This is a genomic window from Acinetobacter schindleri CIP 107287, assembly GCF_000368625.1.
GTDB classification, from domain to species: Bacteria; Pseudomonadota; Gammaproteobacteria; order Pseudomonadales; family Moraxellaceae; genus Acinetobacter; species Acinetobacter schindleri.
In genome coordinates, this window is the sequence record NZ_KB849580.1 from 196,977 (window position 1) to 219,566 (window position 22,590).

Genomic DNA, 22,590 nt, shown 5'->3' on the forward strand with positions numbered 1-22,590 from the left:
ACTACCTCCTAGTTAAACCATGATTCGCGCGCTTTCATAATGAGCTGACCCGCTTTTTCAGCGCCTAAACCTTCAATATCTGCGATATCGTCAGTTGCCTGATCTGCAAGGTCATCCACTGTTACCACACCACGAGCTGCTAGAGCTTGCGCGATCTCTGCTGTCATGCCATCCATTGCAACAAGTTCTTCACTTGGCGCTTGTACGTTTTCTTGCTGTTGTAATGCATCAGCAAGTGCAACTTCTTTTGCACGGCTTTGCAGTAATTCAACCAGTTCCGCATCCAGTTCGATTTCATCAAACGTTTCTGCAGGTACGTATGCAATTTCTTCAAGCGAGGTGAAGCCCATTTCTACCAACGCCATAGCCAAATCTTCAGCAATATCCAGACGTGTTACAAACATGTCCAGGTATTTTTGTGCTTCGCTTTGTTGACGCGCGTAGTATTCTTCTTCCAGCATCATATCCAGCTTGTAGCCAGTCAGTTCTGATGCCAGACGAACGTTCTGACCCTGTGAACCAATCGCACGAGCCAACTGATCACTCGTTGCGAAAATGATGTCTGCAGTACGTGCATCTTCATCGATAACAATACTGGATACATCTGCTGGTTCAAGTGCGCTTGCGATGTACTGAGCAGGATCATCTGACCATACTACGACATCAATACGCTCACCATTGAGTTCCTGTTGTACTGCCTGGATACGTGTACCACGCATACCAATACAAGCACCAACCGGATCAATACGGTGGTCATTTGTTTTCACTGCAATTTTGGCACGTACACCTGGCTGGCGTGCGGCTGCCTTGATTTCAATGATTTCTTCCGAGATTTCTGGAATCTCTTTTTTCATCAATGCGATCAGCATTTCAGGTTTAGCACGAGAAAGCTGTAGCTGAGCACCACGACCTTCACGGTTGACATTGAAAAGAATCGCATTCACGCGTTGTTTCGGGCGAAGGATTTCCTTCGGAATCATTTCTTCACGTGCAAGATATGCTTCAGCATTGTCCCCTAAGTCAATAATGAAACCGTCTTTGGTTTGTTTTTTCACTTCACCGTAGATCAGCTCACCGACTTTAGATTCATAAGCATCAGCAACCAGTGCACGTTCTGCTTCACGAATCTTTTGTACAATCACCTGTTTAGCAATCTGTGCAGCAATACGACCGAAATCGATTGACTCAACTTCCAGCTCACGAATGTCACCGATTGACCATTTCGCCGGATCAACATCAGAGATCGCATCCTGACAGGCTGGCATTTCATGATCTTCGTCTGCAACCACTTCCCACTGACGGAAAGTACGGTAGTCTCCAGTTTTACGATCGATTTCTACACGTAAACGTGCTTCTTCTGAGTTAGTTCCTTCGTAGAACTTTTTCTTGGTCGCTGCAACTAAAGCTTGTTCTAGTGCTTCAAAAATTGCTTCACGAGGTACACCTTTTTCGTTACTAACCGTTTCAACGACGGTAAGAATTTCACGTGCCATATGTCACCTATTCGTTCAGATTCTTATTGATTTAGTTAATCTTGATAGACCAAATTTGCTTTATCGATATTGTGACTGTCGATGTCCAGAACCTGCTGCTTTTCTACTTCTACCTGAATCATTTCATTTTCAAGGTCGACTGCAACCAGTTTTGCCTGGAATTTACGACGGTTGTCCACCGCACTAATCAGACGTAAGGCAACGGTCTGACCGATATAATCTGCCATTTGCTGAAGCTGGAAGAATGGACGGTCCCAGCCTGGAGACGACACTTCAAGTGCATATTCACCTGAAATCGGATCATGTACGTCTAGCATCGCGCCCACCTGTTGGGTAACGCGTACGCAGTCCTGCACACCAATTCCGCGGCCCTGCTCCACTTCACCGTCTTCATTGATGACCGGTTCAGCAGTTGCATCGACTGGCTTGTCGATATAAATACGTAATAGAGAACGTTTACCCTGAGGAACAAATTCGATTCCCCAAAGATCTACATCACAGGCTTCAACTGCAGGTGCAATCAAGTCCTGAAGTGCTTGAGTTTTATTTGATAGCTTCATTTACTCTCGTCATCTGGTGCGATTTTATGATCTATTTGACCACTACAAACCAATACAAACTATAGTAGTAGTGAAACATGGAGATATGACCAAATTTTGTCGACACTACACGATAGCCAATAAAAAAGGGCGTAAATCGCCCCAATTAATGCACAATTTCGGATTTTTTCAAATCCCACTGTGCAAAAAGGCCCACCATAGTTGTGAGCCTCTTTTAAGAAACTTGGTAGCGGGAGCTGGATTTGAACCAACGACCTTCGGGTTATGAGCCCGACGAGCTACCAGACTGCTCCATCCCGCATCAACGTGCAAAAATTATATACAAAAGACGATAAGTTTTCAATCAAAACTATCTCTATCGATATGTTGGTCTTTTGTCGCTGAAAAATTGGTAGCGCTCACTGGACTTTAATCCAACGATCTTCGAGATTTTATAAAGAGTTGAGCCCGACGAGCTTGCAACTGATTAAAATAACGAAATCACACTTTCCAAAAAGTGGTAGCGGGAGCTGGATTTGAACCAACGACCTTCGGGTTATGAGCCCGACGAGCTACCAGACTGCTCCATCCCGCATCAGCATACAAAAAACTTTTCAGTTCATAGAACTGCCTTTAAAGTTTGCATCTTTAAAGGATTGGTAGCGGGAGCTGGATTTGAACCAACGACCTTCGGGTTATGAGCCCGACGAGCTACCAGACTGCTCCATCCCGCAACAACATGCAAATAACTCTTCTCAACTTAAAACTAGTTTCAAGTTGCCTCTTTAAAGTTTGCGTCTTTATAAAAGGATTGATTGGTAGCGGGAGCTGGATTTGAACCAACGACCTTCGGGTTATGAGCCCGACGAGCTACCAGACTGCTCCATCCCGCAACAACAGAAGTTTTTTAGCTGCATACACTAACTTATGTTCTGGATTATAAGTTGGTGCGGAAGGGGGGACTTGAACCCCCACGCCCGAAAGCACTACCACCTCAAGGTAGCGTGTCTACCAATTCCACCACCACCGCAGCTGCAGGCATTCTATTCGCATCATGCACAAAAAGAAAGCCTTTGGCGAAATTATTCACCAGTTTTTGGTGCAGTTGGTGAAGTTTCAGCCGATTGAGCAGGTGCAGTCTGAGTCGTTGGAACGCTATTCAGAGTATAAGCATCTGTGGTCTGCTTTTTGGCAAATACCGCTAAAGTCAAGCTGGTAATAAAAAACAATGCCGTAAATACTGCAGTCAAACGGGTCAGGAAATTACCTGAACCTGAAGCACCAAAAACAGTCGCAGCACCGCCACCACCGAAAGATGCACCAGCATCTGCACCTTTACCATGCTGAACTAAAATCAAGACAATCATCAAAATCGCTAAGATAATATGTACTACCAGCACAAAAGTTTGCATGCTGAACTCCTAATTATTGTGTATTTGCAAATGCCTGGGCAATTTTATGAAATGACTCGGCATTGAGTGATGCACCACCCACCAGTGCCCCATTGATATCAGGACAGGCTGCCAACTCTACTGCATTTTCAGGTTTAACACTACCACCATACAAAATTGCAGTGGTTTCACCATAGCCAGTAATCTGTTTTAGACCTTGACGGATCTGGGCATGCATCGCTTGTGCATCTTCCGGAGAAGCAGTTTTACCAGTACCAATCGCCCAGATCGGTTCATAGGCAATTACAATATTCTTCCATTGCTCTGCTTCAACTACAGCCGCGATATCACAGATTTGCTGCAATACCACAGCTTCCGCCTGACCGGCTTCACGCTGTTCCAGACTTTCACCTACACAATAAATCACAGTCAAACCGGCATTTAAAGCATTTTTGATTTTGGTATTGAGAATCTCTCGTGACTCACCAAAGATTTCACGACGCTCAGAGTGTCCTACCAGAACATAACCAATACCACTGTCTGCCAGCAGTTCTGCACTCACTTCGCCCGTATAGGCGCCCATGCCTGCAATACGAGATACATCCTGAGCAACGGCATAAACCGGACGAACGGCGGAAGCCATTTCAGCCTGAACCTGAGTGAGTGCAATTGCTACAGGGGCTACGCCTAAATGACACTTTTCTGCTGAAATCGGTGTAGATTCAAGTAAATCTTTCACCCCACGAAGCAATGTCTGCGCATCTGTCTGCAGCGGGTTCATTTTCCAGTTACCCACTACCCATGGGGTAATCGTCGACAACGACATAAACAACCTATTCTGAATACCTATCTTTAATTGGGCACATTCTACACGGAATTAGAAAATTTGAAGAAGAGTTTTCTTGCGGCATTTTCAGTGCCAGGTCTGTTCAAACTGCTCATTTTTTGTTATCACTTAAGATTATAGGGATCACTTCTTAGGATTCATTCAGTATTTTGAATATTAATGCGAAGAAGGCAGCATTTTACGCTATGGTAATTTTACGCAAGCAACGTATAATTTTGATAAAGCAATTAAAACAATTTTGATTCACGGGCATATTAGAGCATGACAGCAATTCAGGGATCTCCAAGATTTACGGGGTTTATTCGTCGACTTGTCGATGAAGGGGTTATATCTGCAGAAGATATGCAGGGTGCTTTGAGCAGTGCCAAAAAAGATAAAATTGATATTGTTCCCTATCTGATTGAACATCACCGCCTCTCGCCAACCAAAATTGCAGAAACGATTTCTCTTGAATTCGGTGAACCGCTATTTGATATCAGTGCCTATGATCCTGCCCTGATCGTACGCGAAGATTTTGATGAAAAGATTATTACCAAACACCGCGTGCTACCAATCTTTAAAAATAGCAATATTCTGTTTATCGCGACCAGCAACCCGACCAATATAGAAGCAATTGACGCCGTTCGTTTTGCGACCAAACTCAATATTGAAACCATCATTGTTGAACATAATAAACTCGAAAAACTGATCGAGCAGAATTTTACTGAAGAAAGCACCTTTGACTTTGATGATGATTTTGATCTAGATATTGATATCGATAACTCTGACCCGAATAAAGATGATGAGGATGATAATAAAGGTGATGAAGCACCCATTGTTAAATATATTAATAAGTTACTGATTGATGCAATCCGTATGGGTGCATCTGATTTACACTTTGAACCTTATGAAAAAATGTACCGTGTGCGTTACCGTGTCGACGGGGTCTTGCGTCAAATCGCCACGCCACCTTTACAGCTTGCAACACGTCTGGCTTCACGTCTTAAAGTTATGTCACAAATGGATATTTCCGAGAAGCGTGTGCCTCAAGATGGCCGGATCAAGTTAAAACTCTCTAAAAATAAGGCTATCGATTTCCGTGTCAACTCACTCCCAACCCTGTTTGGGGAAAAACTGGTACTGCGTATTCTGGATCCATCGAGTGCCATGTTGGGTATTGATGCTCTGGGGTATGAGCCTGATCAAAAAGCCTTATTTATGGAGGCACTAGATAAGCCTCAAGGTATGCTCTTGATCACCGGTCCGACAGGCTCTGGTAAAACTGTATCTCTCTATACCGGTTTAAATATCCTGAATCGTGAAGACACGAATATTTCAACTGCTGAAGATCCAGTCGAAATTAACCTGCAAGGGATCAACCAGGTTAACGTCAATAATAAAGTTGGCCTAACCTTCTCTGCTGCATTGAAATCATTCCTGCGCCAGGATCCTGATATTGTCATGGTCGGTGAGATCCGTGACTTGGAAACTGCAGAGATTGCAATCAAGGCAGCACAAACAGGTCATATGGTGATGTCAACACTACATACCAACAGCGCACCAGAAACCCTGACCCGTTTACGTAATATGGGTGTGCCATCATTTAATATTGCCACCTCGGTGAATTTGGTTATTGCTCAGCGTTTGGCGCGTCGCCTTTGTCCACATTGCAAAAAACCGGCAGATATTCCACGTCAGAGCCTGCTTGAAATGGGCTTTAGCGATGATGATTTACAGAATCCGGAATTTAGTATTTTTGAACCTGTCGGATGTAACGAATGTCGTGAAGGGTATAAAGGTCGAGTCGGTATTTATGAAGTCATGAAAGTGACACCAGAGATTTCACGTATTATTATGGAAGATGGCAATGCAATTGAGATTGCCGAAGCTTCCGCACGCGCAGGTTTTAACAATTTACGCCGATCAGGGTTATTAAAGGTAATGCAGGGGGTGACTTCCCTTCAGGAAGTCAATCGTGTTACCAGCGAATGATCAGGTGCTGCTATAAAATAAGGATAAACTCATGGCTTCAGTGAAAAAAGGTCAAATGATGCCGACCTTCACCTATGAAGGGGTAGACCGTAAAGGTATAAAGATTAAAGGGGAAATACCTGCACGTAACCTCGCCTTGGCCAAGGTCACGTTGCGTAAGCAGGGTATCAGTATCAAGAGTATTCGAGAAAAAAAGAAGAATATTCTTGAAGGCCTGATGAAGAAAAAAGTGACCACACTGGATATCACCATTTTTACCCGTCAGCTTGCTACCATGATGAAAGCCGGTGTACCACTCGTACAAGGCTTTGAAATTGTGGCGGAAGGCCTTGAAAATCCTTCAATGCGCGAGGTTGTACTCGGGATTAAAGGTGAGGTTGAAGGCGGAAATACCTTTGCAGGTGCACTGCGCAAGTATCCTCAATACTTTGATAAGCTATTCTGTTCGCTGGTTGAATCCGGTGAACAATCGGGTGCTTTAGAGACCATGCTGGATCGTGTTGCGATTTATAAAGAAAAAAGTGAACTGTTAAAGCAGAAAATTAAAAAAGCAATGAAATACCCAGCAACAGTGGTTGTTGTTGCAATTATTGTTACGATTATTTTGATGGTTAAAGTCGTTCCAGTTTTCCAGGATCTCTTCTCGTCATTTGGTGCAGACTTGCCAGCATTTACAAAAATGGTAGTCAATATGTCTGAATGGATGCAGAAATACTGGTTTCTATTAATTATCTTTATTGGTATTGCAATTACAGCATTTTTAGAAGCTAAAAAGCGTAGTAAAAAATTCCGTGACTTTTTAGACAAGGCTGCACTAAAAGCACCTATCTTCGGTGATCTGGTTTATAAAGCGATTATTGCTCGTTATAGTCGTACTCTGGCAACGACTTTTGCTGCTGGTGTTCCATTAATTGATGCACTGGAATCAACTGCAGGCGCGACCAATAATGTAGTTTATGAAGATGCGGTAATGAAAATTCGTGAGGATGTTGCTACTGGCCAACAACTGCAATTCGCCATGCGTGTTACCAATAAGTTTCCTTCTATGGCCGTGCAAATGGTCTCGATTGGTGAAGAATCTGGTGCACTAGATGCCATGCTGGATAAAGTCGCGACCCATTATGAAAATGAAGTCGACAATGCCGTTGATGGTTTGACCTCCATGATGGAACCATTAATTATGGCCGTTCTTGGTGTGCTTGTAGGTGGTCTTGTTATTGCAATGTACCTGCCGATTTTCCAGATGGGTTCCGTGGTTTAATGCAAGATCTTATTTTATATTTCACTCAAAACCCGACTGCGCTCTATATTGCAGTCGGGCTTTTTAGTCTCTGTATCGGTAGTTTCCTGAATGTCGTAATTTACCGCACCCCTAAAATGATGGAACAGGAATGGCGTAACGACTGCCAGCTGTTTTTACACCCTGATCAACCGATCATTGATGAAAGCAAGCTTACATTAAGTAAACCTGCGTCGACCTGTCCAAAATGTCATACATCAATTCGCTGGTATCAAAATATCCCCGTGATCAGCTGGTTAGCCTTGCGTGGTAAATGTGCGAACTGTCAAAATCCAATTAGTGCCCGTTATCCATTCATTGAAATTCTAACAGCAGTTTGTGCATTGACCGTTTTGGCTGTATTTGGTCCTACAATACAAATGTTGTTCGGTCTGGTGCTGACTTATATTCTGATTGCACTAACCTTTATTGACTTTGATACCCAGCTGCTTCCAGATCGCTATACCCTTCCACTTGCAGCTTTAGGCTTAGGGGTGAATAGCTATGCAATTTACACCTCACCAACTTCAGCCATCTGGGGTTATATCATCGGCTTCCTGTGTTTATGGGTCGTGTACTACCTGTTCAAAATAGTAACTGGTAAAGAAGGCATGGGCTATGGTGACTTTAAATTGCTGGCTGCTTTAGGTGCCTGGATGGGACCGTTAATGTTGCCACTAGTTGTATTATTGTCATCACTCGTTGGTGCAATTATTGGCATTATTCTGTTAAAAGTACGTAAGGAAAATCAGCCTTTTGCTTTTGGTCCTTATATTGCCATTGCCGGCTGGATCGCTTTCCTGTGGGGCGAGCAAATTATGAAAGTTTATTTAGGTCAATAATTTGAAATTTATACTAGGTCTGACAGGTGGTATTGGCAGCGGCAAATCTGCTGCCAGTCAATGGTTTGAACAACATGGTATTGTGGTCGTGGATGCTGATGTTGTGGCACGCGAGATTGTCGAAGTCGGTCAGCCAGCACTGCTACAAATTCAGCAAGCTTTTGGTGACTGGGTATTACAGGAAGATGGAACCTTAAACCGTCGTGCTTTACGCGAACATATTTTCCAATCCAATGATGCCCGTAGAATCTTAGAAAGCATTACTCATCCCGCAATTCGCCAATCGATTATTCAGCAATTACAGGATGCACAAAGTCCTTATGTGATTCTGGTGTCTCCCCTGCTGTTTGAAACCAATCAGCATGAACTTACCGACCATACCTTATTGATTGATGCTTCGATTGAGTTGCAGATCCAGCGTGCTGCACAGCGTGATGGTCAAAATATTGAACAGATTCACCGTATCATTGCTACTCAGATGCCTCGTGAACAAAAACAGCAACTGGCGGATGATATCGTATTAAATGATGGCCATCTGGAACACTTATATGCGCATCTACAGCCTCTACATGAACAATATTTGCAAAGAGCTCTGAATTAATAAAAAAGCAGTCATCAAGACTGCTTTTTTTGTTCTTCAAGTTTGATGGCCAAACTGTCCTGATGTTGCAGCCAGCGCCATGGCTGCAAGGCACCGATTGCCATCCCGATCAGACCACAAACCATCGCCAGACTCAGCGTTTCATTCAACAAGGGCACTGCCAGAATAGCCGCAATAAAAGGTGCCAGATTGGTAATACTGCCTGCTTTAAATGCGCCAAGCCGCTTAATCGCTTCTACATAGGTTAGGGTTGCAATGATGACTACAAACACCCCGTGGAAAAGTGTTTGAAACAATAAATGTTGTGGCTCAGGTACAGTTAAATTTTTAGGTAACAACAGTAAATAAATCGGTACATACACCACAGCCGACCAAATTGCCACGCCACACATGGCTTGCCAGGCAGACAGTTGATATTTACGTAACAACACCGTAAATATCCCCCATAAAATCGCACTGATGAAAAACAGGACATCCCCTGCCCCAAAGGCCACACCTGTTTCCTGATACATCAGTACGCTCATCAGACACAGCACCCCGATCATAATGCTCAGACTGATCCAGGTATGTTTATCAAAAGCCTGATTCATCAGAAAATAAGCCATCACTGCAGTACACAACGGTATGCAGCCATTCAAAAAAATGGCGGCATGGGCAGTCGGTGCGTAATGGAATGCGCTATAAGCAAACAGGCAATACACCACTCCACCGATCATAGCCAGGATAAAAGATTCTTTTTTCAGTAAAAAAGAAGCCTCTTTACGATAGATTAAAATCGGCATGAGAATCAGAAAAGCCAGAGAGAAGCGTAGTGCGACGATATCCCAGGCACTGATCTGCCAGATTGCATTCAGGCGAGCGGTTAAAGTAAAACCGCCCCAGATACACATGGTCGTTAAGAGGAAAAAATAACCTTGTGCACGTGTGGATAATCTCATCAGGGATTAAGCATTACGCTGACGGCAAGCTTCATATAAAGCCATACCTGTTGCCACACTGACATTTAAACTTTGCAAGTTGCCTGCCATCGGAATATAAACCGTTTGATCACACTGACTTTGCGTAATTGGACGCAGACCGGTATCTTCCGCCCCCATTACCACGCAGACACCAGTACCAGTAAAATCAAATTGCTGAATTGGTAATGCTTTCTCATCCAGCATAGTCCCCACAACGCGGACATTAAAGTCATCTTTGATCTGACCCAAAGTACGTGCTAGATTGGTCACCTGAATAAATTTAACTTTCTCGGCACCACCGGCTGCGACTTTACGCGCTGTCGGTGTCAAACTTGCAGAACGGTCACGTGGCACGATTACAGCCACGACACCCATGGCTGCTGCCGTACGGATACAGGCACCGAGATTATGCGGATCGGTGACTTGGTCAAGCGCTAATAAAAGTGCTTGCGAATCTTGTTTTAAAAGCTCTTCTAAATCTTTTTCATTTAAAGTTGGATGCGGACGCACTGCTGCTACCACCCCCTGATGGAACGGCAAACCTGCCAGTTTTTCCAGTTTGTCGCGACTAGCCTGTTGCACACTAATCCCAAATGGCTCAGCAAGCTCTAATACACGCTTTAAGCGTTGATCATCACGACCTTTCAGAGTAAACAGCGTCAGGACGCGTTCAGGCTCAAGCTCCAGTAATGACTCAACTGAATGTACGCCATAAAAATACTCAGGTTTAGCCATGAACGACCTCTAAATTAATTTGGGAAATATGCTGCAAAAGAAAAATCCTGCAAAGCCAGCTTCACAGGATTTCTGTATAAATTAAGTTTAACCGATTCGGCAGAAAATTTCCTGATCAGCTTCAGTCCGGTTAGGGAGATGAAATAATAAAATCAGCCTTCAAAATGACAAACGTAATCTAATACATCATCAGTTTCGATTTTAAAACGGCTATTGCCTGGCACGTAGAAAGACTGGCCAGCACGGAACAGTTCGCTTTCTTCGCTATCTGCAATCTGCACACGGCACTCACCGGAAATGATTTCCATACGCTCAGGCACATGTGTTTCAAATGTAAGTGGGGTTTCAGTCGGTAGAATGACTCCCAGGGTTTTTTTCGTACCATCTTCAAACTGAACCACATGGCTGATGCACAGACCGCCAAAATATACATTTGATTTCTTAAGTACTGAAACATGGTCAAACTGAGCTGACATCCGTTTATCTCCAGAGCACGGGTTTTATAATATTGGAATGGCTGTAGTTTAAATGCGCATTCCTAACTAATCAATCGAAGTTTGCCTAGCTCAGCTTAAAATTTTCTGTATATATTTTGTACATATATTCAATAAGCAAATATATAAAATAAAGTGATTTAAAGGAGGATGAACAATTCTGCAATGCAAAATCAAATTTAGCAGGATTCGCTGAACTATAGGGAGTAATCAATTTTGTGGGAAGATTGACCTGCTTTAGTCGTGCATACTGACAATACTACAAAATCTGCTTGTATCATTGACCGTAATATAAGATAGAATCAAAGGGTTTCATCCTGATTTATAATGACATACATGATCTGATGCATATCAGATCCTACTTGATTTCAATCAAACTTTTCGCAGCTTGGATGCGTGTATGCTGACACATTTAACTCTGATCAATTTTGCCTTAGCTGACCACCTGGCCATTGATATTCATCAAGGTTTTAACGTGCTCACCGGTGAAACCGGCGCTGGTAAGTCTTTGTTGCTGGATGCCCTTTCGGCCTGTTTGGGTGAACGCACCGACACCAACTATGTGCGCTATGGTTCAGAAAAGGCCGATGTGACAGCAACCTTCAGTTATCAGGACAATAGTCCCGAAGCGCTTTGGCTAAAAGAACATGAACTGGATGATGAGTCGGGTGAAATCCATCTACGTCGGGTGATTTTTGCTACGGGACGTAGCAAGGCATGGATTAATGGCCGTCCTAGCAGTCTGTCTGAACTGAAAGAAATTGGCCGTTTGCTGGTACAACTGTATAGCCAGCACAGCCAGCAACAGCTACTGGAGCCGCCTTACCCGAAACACTGGTTGGACCGTTATTATAATTTTTATGAGCCCGCCCAGGCAGTTCGTGATGCATACAGTATCTGGCATAAAAATATCCGCCAGCATCAGGCAGCACTTGATGCTCAAGCCACCCGTAAACAGCGCATGGAAACACTGGAACTGCAGCTCGAAGAACTTGAAGATGTAGTACAGATTGATTATCAGGAAATTGAACAGGAATTTGATCGTCTCTCTCATCATGAAGCGATCATGCAGGACTGTGTCTATAGTCTGAATGGCCTGGATGAAGCGGAACAGAATATTAATCAGGAGCTTTCCTCTATCCTGCGTCGTGTAGAATCCCATGCTGGTCGTAGTGAGCAGCTTTCTGAAATCCACACTTCTTTGCTCAATGCGCAGAGTGAAATTGAAGATGCTACAGCCAACCTGCGTCATTTTATGGATCGTCAAAGTTTTGATCCTGAACGTATGGAAGAGCTGAATTCACAACTTGAAGTGTTTCACCGTCTGGCACGTAAATACCGTACCCAACCCGAATTATTGAAGGAAGAGTATGAAACCTGGCAGGCTGAACTAGCACAATTGCATCAACTCGAAGATCCAGAAACATTGGCGGAACAAGTCGAATTGTCTTATCAGGAGTTTCTGGCCAAAGCACAGCATCTGGATGAGATTCGTCGTGAAGCAGCTGGTCCATTGGCGAAACAACTGACGGAACAGGTCAAACAGCTTGCCCTGCCAGAAGCCTATTTTGAATTTAAATTTGAACCGCTCGATGAACCAAACAGTGAAGGCTTGAGCTTTATTCAGCTGCTATTTACTGCCAATAAAGGTATTCCGGCACAGCCACTGGCACGCGTGGCATCCGGTGGTGAACTGTCCCGTATTGCACTGGTAATGCAAGTGATGAATGCTGAAAAAACTGAAGCTGAAGTTCTGGTCTTTGATGAGATTGATGTCGGCATCAGTGGGGGTACGGCGGAAATTGTAGGACGTCTGTTGGCCGATCTGGCGCAGCATGTACAAATTCTGTGTATCACCCATCAGGCACAGGTCGCAGCACAGTCTGATCAGCATCTGCTGGTGAAAAAGCAGCAAACCGATCCGGCTAGCAGCACAATTCTTGATTTGAAAGAAGACGAACGTATTCAAGAGCTTGCACGAATGACAGGCGGTGTGGAAATTAATGAAACAACACTGCAACACGCGCGTCAATTACGTCAGCTAAAGTTTCAGCATGTTTAAAAATATTACAATGCTCACAAAAAACTGTTGGTGAATTAACAAAGCTCTAGTAAGTTAAAGGTGAAGATCACACGATTTCTTTGCCAAGAAATTGATTTTAAGGAGAAGCTTTTCGGTGAACAAACAATATTTGACACACCGTTGTCTGATTGCTCCACCAGAAATGCGTGACGATTTTTTTGCCAACACGGTCATTTATCTCGCACGACATGACGAAGATGGAGCGCAAGGCATCATTATTAATCGACCTGCAGGCATTCAGATTAAAGAATTATTGAATGATCTTGAAATCGAAGCAGATAATGTCAATCCTCATGAAGTGTTGCAAGGGGGCCCATTGCGACCTGAAGCCGGTTTTGTGCTGCACACCGGTCAGCCTACTTGGCATTCTTCAATTGCCGTCGGTGAAAATGTCTGTATTACCACATCCAAGGATATTCTAGATGCCATCGCCCATAACCAAGGTGTCGGACGTTACCAGATTGCACTTGGCTATGCCAGCTGGGGTAAAGGCCAGTTGGAAAAAGAAATTGCCAAAGGTGAGTGGCTGATCTGTGAATCTGATATGGATTTAATTTTTAATTTACCTTATGACGACCGTTGGGATGCTGCCTATAAAAAGATGGGCGTAGATCGGAACTGGTTGTCTTCTGAGATTGGACATGCCTGATGTAAACGCGCCACAGATGATTATGGCGTTTGACTTTGGTACACAAAAAATGGGCATGGCGGTTGGACAATCCCTGATTGAAAGTGCCAATCCTCTTGCCTTGTTCCCGATGAAAGATGGAATCCCCAACTGGGATACATTACTGAAAATCGTCAAGCAATATCAACCGACTTTATTTTTAGTCGGTCTACCGCTGAATATGGATGATACAGAATCTGAACTTTCTGCGCGTGCACGCAAATTTGCCCGCCGTTTACGTCATCAAACCAATATTGAAACCTTGATGGTCGATGAACGTCTCACTACACGTGAAGCGCGGGATGAATTAGAGAGTTATCAGACTCAAGGTCGAGCTAAAAAGTTAGCGGCTGACAGTATTGCAGCAGCGCTATTTATTGAAAGCTGGTATCGGCATCCGGTCGGAGTGAATCCTTAAAATAAAAAGCATCCAGATGGATGCTTTTTTAATGGGTAGGCGAAACAAGAAATCTTAAATAAATACGCATGTAATCTTGCTCCTTATATATTTCTAATTTTCGGGATAAAAATAGCGAAAGGTCAGATTGATCCTTGGTGTAATGACTTTCGTGGTCTTGCTAATCTGATGTTTCCAGCACTGCTGGGTTTGCCCACGCATCACAATCAGCTGCCCACTTTGAAGCAGCAACTCTACCAGATCCCCAGTATAGTTATGTTTAAAACGCATTTTGCGGGTAGCACCAAAACTTAAAGAAGCAATGACAGTTTCATGCCGTTTTGACATCAAGCTGGCTTCATTATCACTATGCCAGCCCATGCCTTGCTGACCATGTTCATACAGGTTGGCCAGACAGGAATTAAAGGGATGACCTACCTGCTGTTCAATATGCTGTTTCAATCTCAATAGTGCTGGCTGCCAGATATGGGCTTTCTTCAAGCTGCCCGAATAATGGTATTGGTAATTTGCATCACCATACCAGGCAATTTTACGGGCAGTAACATGGTGCTTGCCAAAAAGGAAAACCTCATCCTGCTCCCAAGCCAGATGCTGCAAAAAATAGTCGAGATATTTCTGACTTTGCTCTCCATTTAAAATCAGACCATGGTCTTCTACTACCCCGTCACAGGGCAAAAGATTGGTTTGAGGCTGGGGTGAAAACAAATCCAGTGTCATGTCAGTTTCATTCTTTTTAGAGCTTTTATCCTGTCATTTTCGCTTTCTGCACACAACTAAAATTGCACAAATCAATACAAATCAGCTTCTTGTGAATGATCATTCAGGGGCATAAACTTGTTTTAACTTTCACAATAAAAATAATACTGCATGGATCTTTGGCAACTCTTTCACAAGCTGCGTCCCTTTGTCCGTCCTTACCGGCTGCTGGTGATTGCGACCCTGATATTGACCCTGATCGGTTCATTTACCGCTCAGGTCAACGCGATCACTTTGCAATATGCGGTCGACAGTATCAATAAGCTGCTTGAAGCAGGTGAAGGACTGAATGAGGGTTGGCATATCCTGATTACCATTTCAGCGATCTTGCTGGTGAAAGAAGTGATTAATGCTTTTGTGCAGTTTGGACAAAAATTCTATGGGGAAAAGTTGCGAATTTTTGTATCTCAGGATCTGGCACAAGGCATTATTGAAAAGTTTCTGGCCTATCGATTGGCTTTTTTTAATCAGGACAATAACCAGGCCGGTAAATTGCAAACCCGTATTGACCGTGGCATTGGCTCACTGACGCGTCTGGTGCAGATCTTCTTTATTGATATCCTGCCGCTATTTACCAGCGCGATTGTAGCTTTGGGCCTGATGTACTATGCCAATATTTATGTGGGGATGGTAGCCACGGCGATTGTACCAATTTACTTCTGGCTGACCTACAAACAGGCACAAAAACTGGGCGGCTGGCGCCGTAGTTTAAGAGATGGTCGCGAGAAAAAGAGTCAGGGCATTCTCAGTATTATTAACTCGATAACCGTAATTAAATCCTTTAACCGTGAGTCGATTGAGTCCGAAAAGCAGCTCGGCCTACAGCGTGAACTGACCGATAATCAGATGAAAACCCGTCAAACCAGTTTTCTGTTTGATGGTCTGAAAACCTTTATTGAGCAGATTGGCATCGTCCTTATCATTATTCTGACCGCTTATTTTGTGCTTGCTGGTCAGATGAGTATTGGCATGATCATGTATCACGTGCTGCTGTTTAATAATGTCTCGGCACCGATCCGTTCATTGCACCGGATTTATGATGAAGTTAATGATGCCATGATCTATTCCGAGAGCTTCTTTAATATTCTGGAAGCAGATCATGAAATTGAATCCAGTGGACAGCAGAAGCCACCTGTTCAGGGTAAATTTCAGCTGAGCCATGTCGAATTCTATTATCCGAATGGACACCATGCGCTGAAAGATATCAATATGGAAATCCGCCCTAACAAGATCACTGCGCTGGTCGGTTTATCTGGTGCGGGTAAATCCACTTTGATTAGTTTACTGGATAAATTTTATGAACCACAGCAAGGCAAGATCACCTTGGATGGTATTGATCTTCAGGATTATGACACCCAGTATTTACGTGATCATATTGGCTTGGTTCTACAGAAAAATCATATTTTCCAGGGTACGATTTTTGACAATATCCGTTATGGCAAGACCAGTGCCAGTATGCAAGATGTCATTGAAGCTGCGCAGAAAGCTTCGATTCATGAACAGATCTTACAGTTGCCCAATGGTTATGATTCCGATGCCTTGCAGCTTTCTGGTGGACAGCAGCAGCGCATTGCCTTGGCACGCATGTTCCTGAAAAATCCGCCGATTATTTTTCTGGATGAACCGACTGCCAGCCTGGATGCCATTGCTGCTGAACAGATTAAGCAGAGTCTGGATCAGATCAAGCAAGGTCGTACCGTGATTATTATCTCGCATAGCCTGTCGCAGATTATTGATGCGGATTATACCTACGTGATGAAAGAAGGCGCGATTGCTGAACATGGCGAGCATGATCAGCTTTATCATCAGGACGGCGTGTATAAGCAAATCTTTGACGCGATGGCAAAGAGCCTCAATATCGAAAAGATTGCCAAGACCTTTGAGGAGGATTCAGAAGAGGAAACACATAGTTAAGAAGCTGAAAAAGTTCTATTCCCTCAAACATAGATCTAAAAAAAAGCGGCCTAATAGACCGCTATTCAGCGAACCAGTTCAATTTGCCTAAAAGCGTAAAATCCACTCACCTCGAACATAACGATAGTTATAATCTGGCCCATAGAAAGAAGCACTGCGGTTATATCCAGCATTCAGGCGCAAAAACTGCTCACTACGTACAGGACTTTGTAAGTTCAATTCAAATAATCGTGTGTTCTGACTAGCATCATCATTAATTTTTTCACGGCCCAGCCCGGCAGTAATACCGGTGGTCCATCCGGAAATACGTTTACGCCAGCCAATAGCAAACATGCTTTCTTGATAATCTTTCGGATTGAAGTACTCACCCCCTACATCCTTCTCACTACTGCGATAAGTGCGATATCGGGCTTGCAATGTCAGGCCTAGGTCAAGTGAAGGCTGATAGATAAGCCTAACTCGTCCATGATCACGGCGGTTATCATCTGAAAAGAGCTGTGAACCCGCTACTCCTACTACGGTGACATGATCTCCCAGACCTTGATCCAGTGCAGCACCCACAAAAGTAAAATGTGTTCCATATTCTAAAGCAGCTTGGGTTTCAATCCAATCTCGGTTAGCAAAAACTTCAATAGCTGTCTTTTCTGCAAGAAGCGTACGATAACTACCATCGAAGGCTAATAAAGTATGATCACCTTGCTCGAATAGCCCCGCTTCTAAAACCCAGCCATTAGCGGTAGCAGATTCAATATCACGTCCAATAAATGAGATCTTCTGACCATCTTGTTTCCAGTCATCAGCTCTATATTGATAAGCACTGCCACGCACCCCTAAATAATGATCAGCATCTTCATATTGAGGCAAAAATTCTGCTGATAATTTACGAGTCTGGAAACCTTCGCTATCGTCACTGAAAAAGAATTCAGTTCCAGCCGCATGCTCTTTTCCAGTTTGCTGTTCTTGTAATACATCTGCATAATTACTGGTACTCGTCATACTAATGATTAAAGCAACACCATATAGACTGATTTTATAACTTCTCATTTTATTTTGTCCCCCAGGTTTTTCTTGTTCTGAAGACTTCATCCAGATATCCTAAAATACTGGCGGGTTGTAGCAAAAAACTATAGGTCAGCACATACAGTAAGAAACCAACAAAATTTTTTCTTACTTTGAGATCTAAATCTTTAAACATGCTCCGCTCAATCTTGTAATTAAGTAGACCAAGTAGAAATGCCAGTGGCAATAGTGCAAGAGTCATAATCCCAACGATCCAATAGTGTCCAAAGCATGCCAAGATGAGCCCCGGGATAAAGCCAAAAGTAAAAGCAATATCTAACCAGGGAAAAAATAAATTCCAATGAATAAAAAATGTAGACAATCTTGGTTTAATTAAAATAGCGGGATGTTTGATAAAGGCTTCGATCATACCACGTGCCCAACGCTGACGTTGTTTGACAAAGACTTTAAGAGTCATGGGTGCATTGGTAAATAAACAGGCGTCCTCACAATGCCCAACACGATAGCCTGCTTTTAATAAAGCCCAGGTCAGCACAATATCCTCACCTACACATTCAGGCCATCCTCCCACCTCAATTAATGCATCACGGTCATAAATAGAAAAAGCACCTTGAGCAACCAGGGTTCCTTGATATAAAGATTGCAAACGTTTAGTAGCAGCGATGCCCAGAAAATAATCCCATTCCTGCACCTTGGTAAGCATATTCTCACGAGAATTACGCACCAGAATCTTGCCAGCCACAGCACGTGTATTAGGGGGATCTAACTTGTAGCGCTCAACAATATTAATTAATGCCACTTTATGTAAGTAAGAGTCAGCATCAACAGTAATGATAAGATCATGCTCAGCAATTTTTAAACCTTGATTTAATGCATTGGCTTTACCTGCATTTTTCTTTAAATCCAGCAAGGCTAGCCAAGGATATTGGCTTCAGCCTGTCGAACAATATCTGCTGTATTATCTTGGGAGCCATCATTGATAACGATTACTTGTAATGGTCCTGGATATTTTTGCAGAGCAATACTGACCAGCGTATCTTTAATTGAGGCAGCTTCATTATAGGCAGCAACCAGCATTGTAATCCCAGGATAAACGGGTAAAGGTTCTCGCTTCGGTCTTCGATCCATCAACAGACTAAAAGCTGCAAATGAATTCATAAAACCAGGAATAATAGCTATACCATATACGAAAAAAATAGCCGCAAATTGACCAATATAGTTACTCAGATCATCTATCCAATCTTGAGCGATCCATATTGAAAATCCTGCCCAGAAGCAGGCACCAATAAATGCTACAACGAACTTAAGCTGTACAGTAAAGTAAAGCCCAGACCCTGCTTTTTTATTTTCATCTATGATCATAGATTTTTTCTTCAATACGTGAATTTGCTTAATAGGATGCCTAAACCATCCTAAATAGAATTAATTATGTGATCAGAAGAAATGCGGATATTTTCTTATATAAATATCTGTTGCATTAAATATGCCTGCGGGAATTCAAGAACTACTTCACACTTTCAAGGGAGATTGGATCACATTTCGCACAATTGTACGCTTTTTTGTATTATTTTTTTATTAAAAAATATATTTTTTGTAACTTTTGCATTAGTTTATTGCTTAAAAATTATTAACATTTAAATGATTCACTATCTTAAACAAATAATTAGGATTTCATTTTTGTTAATTTATAATAAAAATTTACTATAAATCGGCGTGTCTTTATAGCTTTATTTACCTAGAAAATTAACGCTGCATCGAACCGTATTAGAGAGAAATCCCCCCTGTCCTAAAGCACTGCAATAATGAAAGTAGGGTGGCAATCTATTCAAAAGAGCTTGCTAGATTTTAGTTATATTCTACTAGCCAGGCATTCATTTCCGCTAGCTGCCGTTCATTGAGCTGCCCTACTGAGGCCTGCAACTGCAGCACATGAATCAGGTAATCATACTTAGCATTCAGATAATCAGTTTTGGCAGAAAAAGCATTACGCTGTGCCAGCAGCACATCGACCATAGCTTTCAGCCCTTCCTGATATTGTGCTCGGGATGCTTGGGAAACAATTTCTGCTGATTCCATTGCCGCCTTGCGGGCATTCAGCTTGGCTTCATCTGTTTCCACCTGTAGATAAGACTGCTTCACATCGGTATTAGCTTTACGCATCGCAGCATCCAGCTGGGCATCGCTACGCTGCACCAGCACCCCTGCTTTTTGGATATTCTTACTGGTACGGCCACCGCTAAACAGATTCCAGTTTACCTCTACTCCGACCTGATCAAAGTCTCCATTGGAAGATAAAACGGTTTCTGGCGTCTGTTTCAGATAACCATAAGTTGCCACTGCTTCAACTTGCGGATAGCGTGCTGCTTCTTCAACACGTTTGGCATCTTCGGAATAACGCTTTTGCAGACGAGCCTGTAGAATTTCCAGGTTCTGAGTTTGTGCCAGTTCGGTCCAGGACTGGATATTGGCTGGTAATGGTTTCTGGAACTGGAAATCATTGCGTAGGACCGCCAGATTGTCCTGATAAGGACCAATTAACTGCGCCAGTTGCTCCTGTGCCAACACCAACTGTACTTGGGTAGCGATTCGGTTAGCTTGGGCACTCTGATATTGGGCATTGGCTTCGCTGACATCACTGCGTGCGACCAGACCTTCTTTGAGTTTGGCATTCATCATGCGCAACTGTTCAGCCAGCGCCTGCTCTTCCTGCAAATAAGCACCGGTCAGGGATTGCTGACGTAATACATTAAAATAAGCTTCCGCTACCTGCAAAATATGCTGCTGCTTCTGCAGACGCAAATTGACTTCACTCAGTTCTACTGAGGTTTTGACCTGCTTGTATCCCTGCCAGGCATCCCAGCGAAACAAAGGTTGACGCGCAGTCACAGCAATCTGTCGGGTGGTTGTACTTGAACCCTGTAATTCCCCAAATTCCGCAGGCAAGCCTTGTGTTCCAGAATTATCAGTCGACTGGTTTTTTCGGGTCACATTTCCCGACAGGCTTACAGTTGGAAGTAAATTGCCGCTGGCAATTCCAAGATTCAGCTGGTCGGCTTCATATTGCAGTACATTGGCCTGCCAGTTTGGATCATTTTGTTTGGCACGCTCATACGCCTCAACCAAGTCCAGTGCCCATACGGCAGAACTTGAACACAATAGGCTGGCACTAAGGATGAATTTTATCTTCATTTATAATGTGAATCCCTAACTGCTGCATCGTCATACATAACAAAATATAGCCAAATGCTTGAATCTTAAAGTGATACAAATATTACTTGTCTATTCCTAAACTTACGTATGATTTTTATTAATTTTTTAATTCAAATAAGTGAATTTATCCTATATTGATTCACATTTTTGAGTCGATGACAACAGCTTAACAAACAGCTTCACAATACTAAACAGTCTGTTGGCACAAGATGTATACAATAGGTGCATTCCCCGCTGTTATTCATTATTTGTATCAGAGCATAGAGTTATAGTGTCTACACGTTTTTCCTCAATTTTAGTTGCCAGCTGCCTTGCCCTGCTGCTGTTGCTGATGCTTGCCTGTCAGCAGCCCAAACAGCCGCAGGTCGAAATTGAGCCTGCTGAAACTAGTGTCAAGAAAAATACTGCAACTCAAGATTTTAGCCTGATGTGCCAGAATATTGAAAAACAGATGGCTGAAATTGATGACCAGCGCACAACTTTTGCACTTGAGCAGATCAATCAGAATCTTAAAGTGTGTCTGCCACTGTTAGAGCATAAACAGCAAAAAAACCTGATGCGTCATGCCAATGCCATGTATAGCCGTTTCCTGAAAGTTGAAAGAACACCAGCCCAGCAACGTGCATTTGAACAATATGCGCTGGAAATGGCTCAACATCCGACCATTCAGCAAAGTCATTTTGTTGAACTGACTGCCCGTGACCAGTACCTGCTTAAACATAAGGGACAAGCATATGTCGAAGTGGTGGAGCAAGGGGAACAGCAACTGACTTATCGTCGTAGTCCTGAATATTTGGCTCGTATCTTTGCACCTTATCTCCCGGCAGCAGAACGTGCTTTTATTGAAACCTTGTCTCAGCAGAATCTTGAACCGGTATTCACGCAACAACGCTTAATGATTGAACCTGCTGAAATTGCTGCGCGTATTCTGGATTGGGAGGATTATCTCAAGCGTTTTCCGCAAAGCCCTTACCAAAAGGATGCTGAATATCTGCTACAGCAATACAGCTACTTCCTGTTTCATGGCATGAATAGTGCGCCAATTTCCCAGGATTACCGGGATCGTTATGCCGTTGATCACAGCCATCTGGAAACCATTATCGGTCTGTCTAAAGGAAATGAAGGTGGTATCACTTCCAAGGCACAACGCTTTCTAGAATTTCTGGATATGAATGAAGAGCAGCGCAAACAGGTGCTTGACAGCGAATATCAGAACCGTTCAGCCTGGGAACAGATTGCCCATTATTCCGGAATTCAGATGCCAGCCCAAGACTATAAAAAAGACTGTTTCAGGGACGCCATCTGTTTATAACAACCCTGTTTCCCTGAAATCTTTACTGCATATTTCTGCTAGAAAGTAGCGAATCACGT

General features: G+C 43.2%; 21 protein-coding genes and 5 tRNA genes. 9 read left to right on the top strand and 17 right to left on the bottom strand.

What is annotated here, in order from left to right:
* Positions 1–8: 8 nt before the first annotated feature.
* The 9 genes from nusA to tpiA form a co-directional block, all read right to left on the bottom strand.
* Entirely contained in the window at positions 9–1,493 is a 1,485-nt protein-coding gene (gene nusA, locus F955_RS14850; RefSeq protein WP_004810069.1) for a transcription termination factor NusA, read from the bottom strand.
* Positions 1,494–1,528: 35 nt separating this feature from the next.
* Entirely contained in the window at positions 1,529–2,053 is a 525-nt protein-coding gene (rimP, locus tag F955_RS14855) for a ribosome maturation factor RimP (RefSeq protein ID WP_004896325.1), read from the bottom strand.
* A 224-nt stretch (positions 2,054–2,277) separates the two neighbouring features.
* Positions 2,278–2,354 (bottom strand) — tRNA-Met (locus tag F955_RS14860).
* A 196-nt stretch (positions 2,355–2,550) separates the two neighbouring features.
* A tRNA-Met gene (locus tag F955_RS14865) sits at positions 2,551–2,627 on the bottom strand.
* Positions 2,628–2,689: 62 nt separating this feature from the next.
* A tRNA-Met gene (locus F955_RS14870) sits at positions 2,690–2,766 on the bottom strand.
* A gap of 82 nt (positions 2,767–2,848) precedes the next feature.
* Positions 2,849–2,925 (bottom strand) — tRNA-Met (locus F955_RS14875).
* A gap of 52 nt (positions 2,926–2,977) precedes the next feature.
* Positions 2,978–3,062 (bottom strand) — tRNA-Leu (locus F955_RS14880).
* 52 nt (positions 3,063–3,114) lie between these two features.
* On the bottom strand, positions 3,115–3,444 hold the full coding sequence (secG, locus tag F955_RS14885; protein WP_004896327.1) for a preprotein translocase subunit SecG: 330 nt from the start codon (positions 3,442–3,444) through the stop codon (positions 3,115–3,117).
* 13 nt (positions 3,445–3,457) lie between these two features.
* Entirely contained in the window at positions 3,458–4,249 is a 792-nt protein-coding gene (gene tpiA / locus F955_RS14890; RefSeq protein WP_004896332.1) for a triose-phosphate isomerase, read from the bottom strand.
* A gap of 282 nt (positions 4,250–4,531) precedes the next feature.
* On the opposite strand from tpiA, the gene pilB reads away from it, so the two are divergent.
* Genes pilB through coaE form a run of 4 tightly spaced genes read left to right on the top strand, consistent with a single transcriptional unit; the run spans position 4,532 to position 8,963 of the window.
* Complete coding sequence (gene pilB, locus F955_RS14895) at positions 4,532–6,241, top strand: type IV-A pilus assembly ATPase PilB (protein ID WP_004896338.1); 1,710 nt, start codon at positions 4,532–4,534, stop codon at positions 6,239–6,241.
* A gap of 31 nt (positions 6,242–6,272) precedes the next feature.
* Positions 6,273–7,502, top strand: coding sequence for a type II secretion system F family protein (locus F955_RS14900; RefSeq protein WP_004896339.1), 1,230 nt, complete (start codon positions 6,273–6,275; stop codon positions 7,500–7,502).
* Positions 7,502–8,362 carry a prepilin peptidase gene (locus F955_RS17005; RefSeq protein ID WP_004896340.1) on the top strand — a complete coding sequence of 287 codons (861 nt, stop codon included), beginning with the start codon at positions 7,502–7,504 and terminating at the stop codon, positions 8,360–8,362. The genes F955_RS14900 and F955_RS17005 overlap by 1 nt, the downstream gene beginning before the upstream one ends.
* Position 8,363: 1 nt before the next feature.
* The gene (gene coaE / locus F955_RS14910) at positions 8,364–8,963 is read left to right on the top strand and encodes a dephospho-CoA kinase (RefSeq protein ID WP_004896341.1); all 600 of its coding nucleotides are present in this window, start codon (positions 8,364–8,366) and stop codon (positions 8,961–8,963) included.
* Between the two features lie 14 nt (positions 8,964–8,977).
* On the opposite strand, the gene F955_RS14915 is transcribed toward coaE, so the two are convergent.
* The 3 genes from F955_RS14915 to ppnP form a co-directional block, all read right to left on the bottom strand.
* Positions 8,978–9,901, bottom strand: a complete 924-nt coding sequence (locus F955_RS14915; protein WP_026056745.1) for a DMT family transporter — start codon at positions 9,899–9,901, stop codon at positions 8,978–8,980.
* A 6-nt stretch (positions 9,902–9,907) separates the two neighbouring features.
* Positions 9,908–10,657: a 23S rRNA (guanosine(2251)-2'-O)-methyltransferase RlmB gene (rlmB, locus tag F955_RS14920; RefSeq protein WP_004810085.1), complete on the bottom strand. Its 750-nt coding sequence runs from the start codon at positions 10,655–10,657 to the stop codon at positions 9,908–9,910.
* 152 nt (positions 10,658–10,809) lie between these two features.
* The gene (ppnP, locus tag F955_RS14925; RefSeq protein WP_004810087.1) at positions 10,810–11,133 is read right to left on the bottom strand and encodes a pyrimidine/purine nucleoside phosphorylase; all 324 of its coding nucleotides are present in this window, start codon (positions 11,131–11,133) and stop codon (positions 10,810–10,812) included.
* Positions 11,134–11,551: 418 nt separating this feature from the next.
* On the opposite strand from ppnP, the gene recN reads away from it, so the two are divergent.
* The 3 genes from recN (at position 11,552) to ruvX (ending at position 14,319) form a co-directional block, all read left to right on the top strand.
* Entirely contained in the window at positions 11,552–13,213 is a 1,662-nt protein-coding gene (recN, locus tag F955_RS14930) for a DNA repair protein RecN (protein WP_004896349.1), read from the top strand.
* A gap of 115 nt (positions 13,214–13,328) precedes the next feature.
* On the top strand, positions 13,329–13,883 hold the full coding sequence (locus F955_RS14935; RefSeq protein ID WP_004810091.1) for a YqgE/AlgH family protein: 555 nt from the start codon (positions 13,329–13,331) through the stop codon (positions 13,881–13,883).
* Positions 13,876–14,319, top strand: coding sequence for a Holliday junction resolvase RuvX (gene ruvX / locus F955_RS14940; protein ID WP_004810094.1), 444 nt, complete (start codon positions 13,876–13,878; stop codon positions 14,317–14,319). The genes F955_RS14935 and ruvX overlap by 8 nt, the downstream gene beginning before the upstream one ends.
* Positions 14,320–14,412: 93 nt before the next feature.
* Here ruvX and F955_RS14945 read toward each other — a convergent pair whose 3' ends face one another.
* The gene (locus F955_RS14945) at positions 14,413–15,036 is read right to left on the bottom strand and encodes an alpha-ketoglutarate-dependent dioxygenase AlkB family protein (RefSeq protein ID WP_004896351.1); all 624 of its coding nucleotides are present in this window, start codon (positions 15,034–15,036) and stop codon (positions 14,413–14,415) included.
* Between the two features lie 150 nt (positions 15,037–15,186).
* Here F955_RS14945 and F955_RS14950 point away from each other — a divergent pair, with 150 nt between their 5' ends.
* Complete coding sequence (locus F955_RS14950; protein ID WP_004896352.1) at positions 15,187–16,989, top strand: ABC transporter ATP-binding protein; 1,803 nt, start codon at positions 15,187–15,189, stop codon at positions 16,987–16,989.
* A gap of 87 nt (positions 16,990–17,076) precedes the next feature.
* Here the strand turns inward: F955_RS14950 and F955_RS14955 are convergent, their stop codons facing one another.
* The 4 genes from F955_RS14955 to abuO form a co-directional block, all read right to left on the bottom strand.
* Positions 17,077–18,033: a hypothetical protein gene (locus tag F955_RS14955; protein ID WP_228127700.1), complete on the bottom strand. Its 957-nt coding sequence runs from the start codon at positions 18,031–18,033 to the stop codon at positions 17,077–17,079.
* A gap of 1 nt (position 18,034) precedes the next feature.
* On the bottom strand, positions 18,035–18,919 hold the full coding sequence (locus F955_RS14960; RefSeq protein WP_004896356.1) for a glycosyltransferase family 2 protein: 885 nt from the start codon (positions 18,917–18,919) through the stop codon (positions 18,035–18,037).
* A 2-nt stretch (positions 18,920–18,921) separates the two neighbouring features.
* Entirely contained in the window at positions 18,922–19,371 is a 450-nt protein-coding gene (locus F955_RS17010) for a glycosyltransferase (RefSeq protein WP_004896357.1), read from the bottom strand.
* Between the two features lie 483 nt (positions 19,372–19,854).
* Entirely contained in the window at positions 19,855–21,198 is a 1,344-nt protein-coding gene (abuO, locus tag F955_RS14970; protein ID WP_004896359.1) for a multidrug efflux outer membrane protein AbuO, read from the bottom strand.
* Between the two features lie 292 nt (positions 21,199–21,490).
* On the opposite strand from abuO, the gene F955_RS14975 reads away from it, so the two are divergent.
* Positions 21,491–22,531 (top strand): hypothetical protein, encoded by a 1,041-nt coding sequence (locus F955_RS14975; RefSeq protein WP_004896362.1) that lies wholly within the window; start codon positions 21,491–21,493, stop codon positions 22,529–22,531.
* The last annotated feature ends 59 nt before the right edge of the window (positions 22,532–22,590 follow it).

What these genes read in the sequence shown, in the direction of transcription:
- nusA (WP_004810069.1), bottom strand. Translation starts at nt 1,493, where the DNA reads ATGGCACGTGAAATTCTTACCGTCGTTGAAACGGTTAGTAACGAAAAA.
- rimP (WP_004896325.1), bottom strand. Translation starts at nt 2,053, where the DNA reads ATGAAGCTATCAAATAAAACTCAAGCACTTCAGGACTTGATTGCACCT.
- secG (WP_004896327.1), bottom strand. Translation starts at nt 3,444, where the DNA reads ATGCAAACTTTTGTGCTGGTAGTACATATTATCTTAGCGATTTTGATG.
- tpiA (WP_004896332.1), bottom strand. Translation starts at nt 4,249, where the DNA reads ATGTCGTTGTCGACGATTACCCCATGGGTAGTGGGTAACTGGAAAATG.
- pilB (WP_004896338.1), top strand. Translation starts at nt 4,532, where the DNA reads ATGACAGCAATTCAGGGATCTCCAAGATTTACGGGGTTTATTCGTCGA.
- F955_RS14900 (WP_004896339.1), top strand. Translation starts at nt 6,273, where the DNA reads ATGGCTTCAGTGAAAAAAGGTCAAATGATGCCGACCTTCACCTATGAA.
- F955_RS17005 (WP_004896340.1), top strand. Translation starts at nt 7,502, where the DNA reads ATGCAAGATCTTATTTTATATTTCACTCAAAACCCGACTGCGCTCTAT.
- F955_RS14915 (WP_026056745.1), bottom strand. Translation starts at nt 9,901, where the DNA reads ATGAGATTATCCACACGTGCACAAGGTTATTTTTTCCTCTTAACGACC.
- rlmB (WP_004810085.1), bottom strand. Translation starts at nt 10,657, where the DNA reads ATGGCTAAACCTGAGTATTTTTATGGCGTACATTCAGTTGAGTCATTA.
- ppnP (WP_004810087.1), bottom strand. Translation starts at nt 11,133, where the DNA reads ATGTCAGCTCAGTTTGACCATGTTTCAGTACTTAAGAAATCAAATGTA.
- recN (WP_004896349.1), top strand. Translation starts at nt 11,552, where the DNA reads ATGCTGACACATTTAACTCTGATCAATTTTGCCTTAGCTGACCACCTG.
- ruvX (WP_004810094.1), top strand. Translation starts at nt 13,876, where the DNA reads ATGCCTGATGTAAACGCGCCACAGATGATTATGGCGTTTGACTTTGGT.
- F955_RS14945 (WP_004896351.1), bottom strand. Translation starts at nt 15,036, where the DNA reads ATGACACTGGATTTGTTTTCACCCCAGCCTCAAACCAATCTTTTGCCC.
- F955_RS14950 (WP_004896352.1), top strand. Translation starts at nt 15,187, where the DNA reads ATGGATCTTTGGCAACTCTTTCACAAGCTGCGTCCCTTTGTCCGTCCT.
- F955_RS14955 (WP_228127700.1), bottom strand. Translation starts at nt 18,033, where the DNA reads ATGAGAAGTTATAAAATCAGTCTATATGGTGTTGCTTTAATCATTAGT.
- F955_RS17010 (WP_004896357.1), bottom strand. Translation starts at nt 19,371, where the DNA reads ATGATCATAGATGAAAATAAAAAAGCAGGGTCTGGGCTTTACTTTACT.
- abuO (WP_004896359.1), bottom strand. Translation starts at nt 21,198, where the DNA reads ATGAAGATAAAATTCATCCTTAGTGCCAGCCTATTGTGTTCAAGTTCT.